The organism is Flavobacterium bernardetii (genome assembly GCF_011305415.1).
Lineage (GTDB): Bacteria > Bacteroidota > Bacteroidia > Flavobacteriales > Flavobacteriaceae > Flavobacterium > Flavobacterium bernardetii.
In genome coordinates this window covers 84,143-94,901 of the sequence record NZ_JAANOQ010000010.1, presented here as the reverse complement: position 1 = coordinate 94,901, position 10,759 = coordinate 84,143, and the positions used below count along the sequence as shown (strand labels likewise).

10 protein-coding genes are annotated in these 10,759 nt (G+C 30.1%); 9 read left to right on the top strand and 1 reads right to left on the bottom strand.

Annotated elements, in window-relative coordinates; genetic code table 11:
- From G6N05_RS14635 to G6N05_RS14625, 3 genes are all read left to right on the top strand, one after another.
- Window positions 1–1,722 (top strand): T9SS type B sorting domain-containing protein (locus G6N05_RS14635; RefSeq protein WP_166131400.1); only part of this gene is annotated, 1,722 nt, incomplete at its 5' end.
- A gap of 3 nt (window positions 1,723–1,725) precedes the next feature.
- Window positions 1,726–2,631 (top strand): PorP/SprF family type IX secretion system membrane protein, encoded by a 906-nt coding sequence (locus G6N05_RS14630; RefSeq protein ID WP_166131397.1) that lies wholly within the window; start codon window positions 1,726–1,728, stop codon window positions 2,629–2,631.
- An 11-nt stretch (window positions 2,632–2,642) separates the two neighbouring features.
- A complete protein-coding gene (locus G6N05_RS14625) occupies window positions 2,643–4,553 on the top strand; it encodes an OmpA family protein (RefSeq protein WP_166131394.1) in 1,911 nt (636 codons plus the stop codon).
- An 89-nt stretch (window positions 4,554–4,642) separates the two neighbouring features.
- Here G6N05_RS14625 and G6N05_RS14620 read toward each other — a convergent pair whose 3' ends face one another.
- Complete coding sequence (locus G6N05_RS14620) at window positions 4,643–4,933, bottom strand: N-acetyltransferase (RefSeq protein WP_166131412.1); 291 nt, start codon at window positions 4,931–4,933, stop codon at window positions 4,643–4,645.
- A gap of 204 nt (window positions 4,934–5,137) precedes the next feature.
- Here G6N05_RS14620 and G6N05_RS14615 point away from each other — a divergent pair, with 204 nt between their 5' ends.
- From G6N05_RS14615 to G6N05_RS14590, 6 genes are all read left to right on the top strand, one after another.
- The gene (locus G6N05_RS14615) at window positions 5,138–5,797 is read left to right on the top strand and encodes an alpha/beta hydrolase (protein ID WP_166131391.1); all 660 of its coding nucleotides are present in this window, start codon (window positions 5,138–5,140) and stop codon (window positions 5,795–5,797) included.
- 12 nt (window positions 5,798–5,809) lie between these two features.
- The gene (locus G6N05_RS14610; RefSeq protein ID WP_166131388.1) at window positions 5,810–6,697 is read left to right on the top strand and encodes a lytic transglycosylase domain-containing protein; all 888 of its coding nucleotides are present in this window, start codon (window positions 5,810–5,812) and stop codon (window positions 6,695–6,697) included.
- Between the two features lie 12 nt (window positions 6,698–6,709).
- On the top strand, window positions 6,710–7,078 hold the full coding sequence (locus tag G6N05_RS14605) for a sulfite exporter TauE/SafE family protein (RefSeq protein WP_166131385.1): 369 nt from the start codon (window positions 6,710–6,712) through the stop codon (window positions 7,076–7,078).
- Between the two features lie 364 nt (window positions 7,079–7,442).
- Window positions 7,443–8,540, top strand: coding sequence for a glycosyltransferase (locus tag G6N05_RS14600; protein WP_166131382.1), 1,098 nt, complete (start codon window positions 7,443–7,445; stop codon window positions 8,538–8,540).
- Window position 8,541: 1 nt separating this feature from the next.
- Window positions 8,542–9,474 carry a glycosyltransferase family 2 protein gene (locus G6N05_RS14595; RefSeq protein WP_166131379.1) on the top strand — a complete coding sequence of 311 codons (933 nt, stop codon included), beginning with the start codon at window positions 8,542–8,544 and terminating at the stop codon, window positions 9,472–9,474.
- A gap of 262 nt (window positions 9,475–9,736) precedes the next feature.
- Window positions 9,737–10,702: an IS110 family transposase gene (locus tag G6N05_RS14590; RefSeq protein WP_166131376.1), complete on the top strand. Its 966-nt coding sequence runs from the start codon at window positions 9,737–9,739 to the stop codon at window positions 10,700–10,702.
- Window positions 10,703–10,759 lie beyond the last annotated feature (57 nt).

Genomic DNA, 10,759 nt, shown 5'->3' with positions numbered 1-10,759 from the left:
GTAACTTGGTCAAATAATTATTCAGGTTCTTTATCTGATTTATGTGGAATGACTGGTTCTGCAACTGTAACATTTACTGCAACTGATGCTTGTGGAAATTCTTCTACTTCATCTGGAACATTTACTATTCAAGATACAACTGATCCAACAATTAGTACTCAAGCCAGTAATTCAACTGTAGAATGTGATGGTGCTGGAAACTTAACTGAACTAAATGCTTGGTTAGCTTCTAATGGTGGCGCTGTTTCTTCAGATGTTTGTTCATCTGTAACTTGGTCAAACAATTATTCAGGTTCTTTATCTGATTTATGCGGTATGACTGGTTCAGCAACTGTAACATTTACAGCAACTGATGCTTGTGGAAACTCTTCTACATCATCTGGAACATTTACTATTCAAGATACAACTGATCCAACAATTAGTACTCAAGCCAGTAATTCAACTGTAGAGTGTGATGGAGCTGGAAATACTGCTGCTTTGGCTGCTTGGTTAGCTTCTAATGGTGGCGCGGTTTCTTCAGATGTTTGTTCATCAGTAACTTGGTCAAACAATTATTCAGGTTCTTTATCTGATTTGTGTGGAATGACTGGTTCTGCAACCGTAATCTTTACAGCAACTGATGCTTGTGGAAACTCTTCTACATCATCTGGAACTTTCACCATTCAAGATACAACAGATCCAGTATTTACTTCTGAATTACCTCAAAACATAAGTGTTTCATGTGATGCAATTCCAGTTCCACAAGAATTAACTGGAGTAGATTCTTGTAGTAGTCAAATTACAATAACTACAAACGACGATATTGTGGAAAATGAAGGTGCTTGTACTGGGCAATTCACCATATTAAGAACTTGGACAATAACTGATAGCTGTGGAAATGATCTATCGTATACACAAACAATTTCGGTATATGACAATACAGCTCCAACTTTAGTAACTCAACTGAGTACAGAAGTTGACGCAATTTGTTCTGAAATTCCTCCAAAACCGAATTTAGAATTTACTGATAATTGTTCTGGTGTAGACCCAAATATAGTATACACAGAAACTACAACTATCATTTCAATTTATCAATATGTAATTGTTAGAGAATGGACCGTAAGTGATAATTGTGGTAATGATGCTAGTTTTTCTCAAACCATAAACGTTTCAGTTGGTGATCCATTTGATGCTATTCCATTTACAATGTGTTATTATGAAACTGTAGATTTATTTACTTTATTGCCAGACAATTTACCACAAAATGGTACTTGGGTTGAAGTAAATTCTTCCGGTGCACTTAGCGGTAGTATCTTTAATCCTGCAAATTTAGCTTACGGATACTATACAATAAGATACATTGTAAGTGTAGAAAACAATCCTTGTCCAATGATATACGAAATTTATGTACAAGTTGACGAATGTGAAGTATTAGCCGAATGTGACATTGTAGTTTTCAATGCTGTTTCTCCAAATGGTGATGGATTAAACGAAGTATTTACGATTGGAGGCATACTTTGCTTCCCAAATAATACGGTAGAAATCTATAACAGATGGGGTGTAAACGTCTATAAAGCTCAAGGTTACAACAATAGCAGCGTTTCATTTGACGGACAATCTCAAAATAAATTAACAGTTGGTGATGACAAATTACCAGGAGATACTTACTTTTATATTTTAAAATATAATGATAGCGATAACAACTCTTTTGAAAAAACAGGATATTTATACGTAAAATACTAGTCTATGAAAAATTATATATACAATCTTTTATTATTGTTTGGTATTTTGAGTTATAGTCAACAAGACTCCCAATATACACAATATATGTACAATACCATTAATGTGAATCCCGCTTATGCTGGAACCAGAGAAACGTTTAATGTATTTGTACTACACAGAAATCAGTGGGTAGGTTTAGATGGCGCTCCTGTAACAAATACAGCTTCGGTAAATACGAATGTTGGAGATAGTAAGTTTGGAGTTGGAGTTTCATTTGTAAATGACAATATCGGACCAACACAAGAAAATGCAATTTCAGCTGATATTGCATACATTATACCTTTAAATGGTGAATATAAACTATCATTCGGTATAAAAGGAACGGCGAATTTATATAGTTTAGATGCAAAAAAACTAATTATATTTCAAGAAAATGACCCAGAATTTCAAGATTTAGATGGTAAACTTTCTCCAAATTTTGGAACGGGTGTTTACTTTTATTCCGATAAGTTTTATGTTGGAGCTTCGGTTCCCAACTTTAACAAAACGAAATATTATGATTCAGAAAACATCTCTATAAATACAAAATCTGTGAGTTATTATTTATTATCTGGATATGTATTTGATTTGAGTCAATCTGTGAAATTTAAACCTTCATTCATGGCAAAAGTTGATGAAGGCGCTCCACTACAATTAGATGTAAATGCAAATTTCATGTTCAATGATAAATTTGTAATTGGTGGTTCTTACAGATTAGAATCAGCAGTTAGTTTATTAGCTGGTTTTCAATTCTCAAATTCTTGGTTTTTGGGATATGGATATGATTTAGAAACTACCAAATTATCAAACTATAATTCGGGATCACATGAGATATTTTTAAGATATGAGTTCTTTAAAAATACTAAAATTTCTACACCTAGATTCTTCTAAATATTTGAATTATGAAAAAAATTATTATACTCCTATTATTTGTTTCATGTTTAGTTCATGCACAACAAGCTAAATTAATTAAAGCGGATAAAGAATTTAGTTCATTTGCTTATGTTGATGCTATTGAAGTCTATGAAAAAATACTGAAAAATGGGTATCAATCAGCTGATTTATACGAAAAATTAGGTAATTCATATTATTTAAACGGTGAAACTGAAAAAGCAGCGCAATGTTATAAAGCGTTAATTGCTTACAATACTGAAATTGATCCAGAAATATATTTTAAATATTCCCATTGTTTAAAAGCTTTAGGAAATTATGACGAAGCTAATAAAATGATGCGTATTTATTATGACAAAACTTCAAATTCGGAAGGTAAAAAAGATTTGGATTCTTATTTATTGGATATAAAAAATAATTCTAAAGATTATTTAATTAAACCAACTGATGTTAATACTGAGTTTTCAGATTATGGCCCTTCTTATTCTGGCAATAAAATATATTTTACTTCTGCCGTTGATACTGCTGCGGTGAGAAAAAAAACACATGATTGGACAGGTCAGAATTTTACAGATATTTATGTAGCGAATGTCAATAAAGACACCACACTTACCTATTCTGGAAATTTCTCCAAAAAAGTAAATTCTAAGTTCAACGAGTCGTCTCCAATATTTACAAAAGATGGACAAACCATGTATTTTACTCGAAACAATTTCCTAAATGGAAAAAAAGGAAAAAGTGATGATAAAAGTACTTTTGTAAAAATTTACAAAGCGACATTAATGAATGGTGAATGGGACAATATTACCGAATTGTCATTCAATAATAACGAATCTAGTTTTGCACATCCTGCTTTGTCTTTAGATGAAAAAACGATGTATTTTGCTTCTGACATGGCAGGTACAAACGGTTATTCAGACATTTATAAAGTCAATAGAAATAGCGATGGAAGTTTCGGAAGTCCAGAAAATTTAGGCAAACAAATAAACACAACTGGTAGAGAATCTTTCCCTTCAGTTGATAAAGACGGAAATCTGTATTTTGCTTCAGACGGGCATTTAGGATTGGGTGGATTAGATTTATTTAAAGCGGAAATTAACGCCGATGGTAGTTTCGAAAATCCTAAAAATTTAGGAGAAAGAATCAATAGTCCAAAAGACGATTTTGCTGCTACATTTTACGACAAAACATCTGGGTTTTTCACTTCAAACAGAGATAACGGAAAAGGTTTTGACGATATTTATTATTTCAACGAAAAACAATGTAAACAAAAAGCAGAAGGAATTGTGTACGATGCGCAAACCAAATTACCTATTCCTGCTGCCACAGTAATTTTGTTTAATGATGAAATGAATGAAGTAGAGAAAATAGTTGCTGATGAAAAGGGATATTATTCATTTAAAGTAGATTGTGGTAAAAAATATTACATCCGTGCTTTAAAAGAAGAATACGAACCTGCAGAAATCAAACTAACAACAAATGCAATTGATGGCAAAGTAAACACTAATGACATTTATCTTTCTAAAAAACAAATTCCTATTGATGAAGGAACTGATTTAGCGAAAATATTCAATATTAGTAAAATTTACTTCGATTTAGACAAGTCAAATATTCGTCCTGATGCTGAAGTGCATTTACAAAAAATTATCGAAGTGATGAAACAATACCCTAATATGGTTATTGATATTCGTTCTCATACAGACAGTCGTCAAACAAATAAATACAATGAAGCGTTATCCGACAGAAGAGCAAAATCGACAATGGAATATCTTGTAAAAAATAAAATTGCTAGAAACAGATTAACTGCTAAAGGTTATGGGGAAACTCAGTTAGTAAACAAATGTGCAGATGATGTATATTGTACTGAAGACGAACACCAAATGAACAGACGAAGCGAATTTATTATTGTAAAAATAAAATAAAGGTAAGAATTAGGTTAGGTTTTATTTGACGAAAAATCCCAAAACACATGTAATATGGTTTTGGGATTTTTTATTTTTTTAAAAAAAAATTAAATCTTAATTCCTGGAGGAAGTAATTCTTGAAATCTTTTATTCTTTCTAAAAAAAGAAACAATTTTTGTATTCGTTGGAACCACTTTAAATTTACGTTCTTGAGCAATATCTAAAACTGAAATAATAAATTCGTTTACTCTGTCTTCTTCTTCATTTTCATTCGCACAAAGTTTAGTCAAAAATATCTTTCGCTCTTGTATAGCGTACTCAATAGTTAAAAGTCCGTTGTCAGTTTTTGTTTCAAACTGTCTTAACAATTCATTGTCTTTAATTTCCTCAACTAGCATAAAATCTTGTTTAAATACTAACAAATCTTAATTGTTTGTTAAAATGTGATGCAAATTTACGAAAAAAACTAAGACTAGTCAAGCACTAATTAAATGAAAACCATCAGAATAGAAAATATTTAATGTAAAATTGACTTTTATAGTCTAAAAATTATATAAAATTGAAATTATATCATAATTTTAAGGCATTAAAGAAATTAAAACATGTCAAAAATTCAAGTTTATTTTGTTCCAGGCTTAGCTGCGAGCGTTGAAATATTCGAAAATATAAAATTACCAGAAGAAACATTTGAAACACATTTTTTGGAATGGATTTTGCCAGTACATAACGAAACCATAGAAAGCTATGCCAAAAGAATGTGTGAAAACATAAAACATGAAAATGTAATTTTAATTGGCGTGTCTTTTGGAGGAATAATGGTTCAGGAAATGTCAAAAATTGTAAAAACGAAAAAAACGATAATTATTTCTAGTGTAAAAAGCAATCAAGAATTGCCCCTTCACATGAAATTAGCCAAAGCCACTAAATTTTATAAAGTATTACCAACAAGCTTATTAGGTAAAGTAAATTACTTATCAAGATACGTAAAAGGCCGAGGATTAATTGCGAAAAGAGTACAATTGTACAATAAGTATTTATTTATGAAACAAACAAAATATTTAGATTGGGCAATTGAAAACGTTTTGCTTTGGCAAAGAAGCATTCCTGATGAAAAAGTAATACACATTCATGGTGATGAAGATATGGTTTTTCCAATAAGTAACATCAAAAATTGTATAACGGTAAAAGGCGGTACACATATTATGATTGTCACAAAACACAAATGGTTAAATGAAAATTTACCGAAAATTATTTTAGAATAAAAAAACTGACTTATGAAAACGATACACAAAACTTTATTAATAGTTGCATTATTTGCAATTTGCGGATTATTTATATTCTCGAAATCATATAACAACGTTCCAAAGAAAAATCACGTTGAATATCCCTTAGATATGGATTTCTGCGGTGAAAAAGTTCCAACTAACCTTGCCGACGTCAAAGAACGTTTAGACAGAGAAATGTTGATTAATATGAATATGCATGGTTCAACTACAATCTTATTAAAAAGGGCAAATAAAGTATTTCCAATTATCGAACCTATATTAGCAAAATATGGTGTTCCAGATGATTTTAAATATTTAGCCGTTATTGAAAGTGGCTTAATTAATGCTGTTTCGCCATCTGGTGCAAAAGGAGTTTGGCAATTTATGCCAGCAACGGCAAAAGAAAGCAAATTAGAAGTAACTGAACAAGTGGATGAAAGATATCATATCGAAAAATCAACTGAAGCAGCTTGTGAATACTTATTAAAAGCGAAAAACAAATTTGGGAATTGGACCGTTGCTGCAGCATCTTATAATGGCGGAATGACAGGTTTACAAAATCATATCACTTTCCAACAATCTTCTGATTATTATAATTTATGGCTAACTGATGAAACGGCTCGTTATGTTTTCAGAATTTTAGCTTTAAAAGAAATCATGAAAAACCCTGAAAAATATGGTTATTTAATTCCAAAAGAAGAATTATATCCAAAATTGAATACCAAACGAATTTCTGTCGATTCCACAATAACAAATTTGTCTGCATTTGCTATTAGTCAAGGTATTAACTATAAAATTTTGAAAACACATAACCAATGGTTGCGTGATAAAAAATTAGACAATCCTGATAAAAAAGTATACGAATTTGAAATTCCAACAGAAGGATACAATAAATAAATGAAAAGCAAAATGACCATACAAATTATATTGTCTTTAATTCTAATTGGAATTTTAGCAGGTGTTTTAAGCGGATTAGTTGGCGTTGGTGGTGGCATAATTATGGTGCCTTTATTGGTGATGTTTTTTAGCTTTAACCAACATCAAGCTCAAGGAACAAGTTTAGCCGTTTTAGCTGTTCCTGTAACTGCTGTTGCTGTTTTCAATTATTATAAAGAAGGACAATTGAATTTAAAATACGCTGCAATTATCGCCGTGTTTTTTGTGGTGGGAAGTATTGTTGGAAGTAAATTCGCACTAACTTTAGATCAGAAAATATTAAAGAAAATTTTTGCAGTTGTTTTAGTGCTTGTTGCAGGAAAAATGCTTTTAGAAAAATAAAAAACTCGAAACAATGTTAAATTGTTTCGAGTTTAACTTAGATTTTCAATTATCAATTTCCAGCCAAACTAGTGCTGTCAAAAACCTTTAAAATAAGTATTAATGCGGTTATTTGATTTGAGCTTTTGACAATAAAAATCTAAAAAAATATTTCAACCTTATCTTCCAGCAGACTTATTAGGCTGATTATTATAACATTATAAAATTACACATACAAATTCAATAACTAAAATAAACTCGATAATTTATTTAAAATTCTCGATAAATTGCACAATTATCAATAAAACAGAGTCATTTCATTCCGAAAAAACTACTTTAGAGAATTAAAAAAATAACTCGTATTTTTGTATCAAATAATAATAAATTGAAGAAGAAAAAAATTGTAATTTCTGGTATAAATATGGTTGAAGGTGGTATATTTACTATTCTTCACAATGTTTTGCAAGAATTATCTGAATTTAACAAGAACAAAGAAATTCAGGTAATTGCATTGGTTCATGACGTTACGAAATTTAATTTTCCAAACATTCAATTAATTGAAATTCCTCATTCCAAAAAATCTTGGTTATATCGATTATATTACGAATACTTTTACTTTAAAAAATTATCAAAAAAACTAAAACCTGATGTTTGGTTTTCGTTACACGACACAACACCAAGAGTGGTTGCTAAAAAACAATTTGTATATTGCCATCATCCAACAACGTTTTTTAAACCTACTTGGAAAGACTGGAAATTCGATTATAAAATTGGAATATTCTCGTTATTATATGACAATTTGTTTAAATTAAACATCACTAAAAATCATACGGTTTTCGTACAACAACATTGGATAAAAGAAATTTTCGAAAAGCGATTTAACATCTCCAATGTAAAAGTTGCCACTCCTCAATTTGTAGAAGAAATTTCGAATGAAAAAATAGCTTTAAACGAAAACAAAATTCATTTTTTCTATCCTAGTTTTCCGAAAAGTTTTAAAAACATTGAATACCTTTTTGAAGCAATCAAATTACTTCCTGAAGAAGTTATAAATCTGTGCGAATTTCACATTACAGGATTGAAAAATAACGATATGAAATATGTTAACTATTTAAACGAAAAATACAAATCAATTGCTGTAAATCGCTTAAAGTTATTAAACAGACAAACGATGTTAAAATATTATAATTCAATTAATTATTTGGTTTTTACATCAAAGATAGAAACTTGGGGTTTACCTATTTCAGAAGCAAAAGCACATCATAAAAATATGCTTTTAGCGAATTTGCCTTACGCGAAAGAAGCTTGCGGAAATTATGAAAATGTATCGTTTTTTAATTTAGAAAACCCAAAAGAATTAGCTGAAATGATAACGGAAATTGTAGCCAAAAAACATATCTTTCAAGGTAATAAAACAGCATACAATACCAATGAAGATTTACACAGCTGGAAAGAATTATTTACTTATATTTTAGAAGAATAATATGCCATTTTTCACCGTCATAATTCCGCTTTACAACAAAGAAAAGTATATTTCAGGTGCTATAGAAAGCATTTTGAATCAGACTTTTACTGATTTTGAATTGCTAATTGTAAACGATTGTTCTTCAGATAAAAGTGTGGAAATGGCTTCTAAATTTGTATCCGAAAAAGTACATGTTATTCATCATGAAAAAAATAGCGGATTAGCAGCTACAAGAAATACTGGAATTAAAAAAGCAACTTCTAATTATGTAACTTTTTTAGATGCGGACGATTTATGGAGACCTTTTTTTCTAGAAAAAATATATAATTTGATTCAAAATTTCCCGGAAGCGCGAATATTTGGAACTAATTATGAAGAAATCTGGGACACAACCGTAAAAAATCCACATAATAATTCTGATAGTTTGCCCGAAGAATTTGTGGGTTATGTGAACTTTTTCAAGATTAATATTAAACAAGGACTTTATAACCATGGTTCGGTTTGTTTTCACAAAGAAGTATATGAAAATGTTGGGTTTTATAACGAAAATATTCAATTATCACAGGATTTAGATTTCAACATCAGAGCCAATTATCACTACAAATTAGCGTATGACAATTCGGTTCAAATGAGTTATTTTATGCAAACGGATAACCAATTAACAAGAAGTTCGATTGTAAATAAAACGATTCCAGATTATGATTTGTATGAAGATTGGGCAAAAACCAATTCCGATTTAAAGAAATATCTCGATTTTGAACGCTATGTTTTAGGAAAACGTTTAAAGAAAAATAACGACTTGCGTTGGAAAAAAATGATTGCGAACATAAATGAAAACAATCTGAATTGGAAACAAAATTTGCTTTTAAAAGTACCGCGTTTTGTTTTAAATTTTTTAGATAAAGTAAAGTTGATTTTATTGAAATTAGGAATAAAGCCTAGTACGTATTAGTTATTTTGTCATCCTATGTTTGTACTTTCTTTAGGACTAACAATAATTAAAGTAAATTTATCATAAAAAGTTTTCAACAGAAGAAAGGGAAAGATACAAACTAAGTTTTGTCATTGGTCATCAAAGACTGTTCAGCATGCTAGTTCCTTTCCCTCTCTGCTTTGAACTTGGACAGTTCATTAGGCATTAAAGCCTGTAATTAGGATTGATAAGTCAAAAGCAGTTTTTCTTCCGTTTACTCTTTTTTGTCTAAAACAAAGTTATGATAAAAAAATGTAATTATGTAGGAATCGACATTTCAAAATTAAGTTTTGATGTTGCATTAAAAAATGAGGAAGAAAAATATTCTCATTACAAATTTAGTAATGATTTAAAAGGATTTAAAGCGTTATTAAAGTTGATACGAGGCTCACAATCAATTTGTGTTATGGAAGCAAGTGGACCATATTATTTAAATTTAGCCACATATTTAAACAAACAAGGAATTGGAGTCTGTGTGATAAATCCTTTAGTGATAAGAAGATTTTGTCAAATGCGTATGATGCGTGCCAAAACAGACAAAAAAGACGCTCAAATGATTGCAGAATATGGAAAAACTGAAACACCAAACCAATGGAACCCAGAGGCTGATTATGTTTTAGAATTGAAACAGATGCAAGCTTATGTAGAGCAATTAAACAAAAATAGGACTGGATTTATAAGACAAAAAGAAGCGTTTAGTTTTAATTCTGCACCTAGTACTTTAGTTATTAAAGGATTGTGTAAAATGATAAAAGCAATAGAAAAAGAGATTCAATTAATTGAAGAAAAGATGGAAGCTCTGATAAAAATAGAACACCAAAATTTATTTAATCAATTACAAAGTATCCCTGGAATAGGGAGAAAGACAGCATTAGCTTTAATCGTTTTAAGTGCTGGTTTTACTAAATTTGAAAACGCAAAACAGCTTTGTTCTTATGTTGGATTAAGTCCAAGAATTTTTGAATCAGGAACTAGTGTAAAAGGAAAATCTAGGATATGCAAAATGGGCATGAGTAGAATTCGAGCAATGTTATATGTTTGCTCTTGGGCGGCAAAAAAATATAATAAAGCGTGCATAGAATTATATGATAGATTAGTAGCAAAAGGAAAACCTAAAAAAGTAGCTTTAATTGCAGTTGTTAACAAATTGCTAAAACAAGCATTTGCTCTAGCAACTAAAAATGAATTTTATTTAGAAATTAATTAACCATAAATTTGCTTTTTAACACAGTTCATGCTGAACTCGTTTCAGCATCTCATTTAT

What these genes read in the sequence shown, in the direction of transcription:
- G6N05_RS14630 (WP_166131397.1), top strand. Translation starts at nt 1,726, where the DNA reads ATGAAAAATTATATATACAATCTTTTATTATTGTTTGGTATTTTGAGT.
- G6N05_RS14625 (WP_166131394.1), top strand. Translation starts at nt 2,643, where the DNA reads ATGAAAAAAATTATTATACTCCTATTATTTGTTTCATGTTTAGTTCAT.
- G6N05_RS14620 (WP_166131412.1), bottom strand. Translation starts at nt 4,933, where the DNA reads ATGCTAGTTGAGGAAATTAAAGACAATGAATTGTTAAGACAGTTTGAA.
- G6N05_RS14615 (WP_166131391.1), top strand. Translation starts at nt 5,138, where the DNA reads ATGTCAAAAATTCAAGTTTATTTTGTTCCAGGCTTAGCTGCGAGCGTT.
- G6N05_RS14610 (WP_166131388.1), top strand. Translation starts at nt 5,810, where the DNA reads ATGAAAACGATACACAAAACTTTATTAATAGTTGCATTATTTGCAATT.
- G6N05_RS14605 (WP_166131385.1), top strand. Translation starts at nt 6,710, where the DNA reads ATGACCATACAAATTATATTGTCTTTAATTCTAATTGGAATTTTAGCA.
- G6N05_RS14595 (WP_166131379.1), top strand. Translation starts at nt 8,542, where the DNA reads ATGCCATTTTTCACCGTCATAATTCCGCTTTACAACAAAGAAAAGTAT.
- G6N05_RS14590 (WP_166131376.1), top strand. Translation starts at nt 9,737, where the DNA reads ATGATAAAAAAATGTAATTATGTAGGAATCGACATTTCAAAATTAAGT.